Annotated in this window: 1 tRNA gene and 1 rRNA gene; both read left to right on the forward strand. The window is 54.3% G+C overall.

Annotated elements, in window-relative coordinates:
- Positions 1-83: 83 nt before the first annotated feature.
- Positions 84-159 (forward strand) — tRNA-Thr (locus Q1A40_RS23040).
- A 38-nt stretch (positions 160-197) separates the two neighbouring features.
- Positions 198-265 (forward strand): 5S ribosomal RNA (gene rrf / locus Q1A40_RS23045); the annotation flags it as partial.

The raw sequence follows: 265 nt of genomic DNA on the forward strand, positions 1-265 counted from the left end.
AGAAGTGAAACGCCGTAGCGCCGATGGTAGTGTGGGGTCTCCCCATGCGAGAGTAGGGAACTGCCAGGCATCAAATTTAGTGTGCTGATATGGCTCAGTTGGTAGAGCGCACCCTTGGTAAGGGTGAGGTCCCCAGTTCGACTCTGGGTATCAGCACCAGTTTTAAAATTCAGGCACGGCACCTGTATAAGAATTTGTCTGACGGCTTTAGCGCGGTGGTCCCACCTGACCCCATGCCGAACTCAGAAGTGAAACGCCGTAGCGC

Source organism: uncultured Cedecea sp., from assembly GCF_947498825.1.
Taxonomy (GTDB): Bacteria; Pseudomonadota; Gammaproteobacteria; order Enterobacterales; family Enterobacteriaceae; genus JGM124.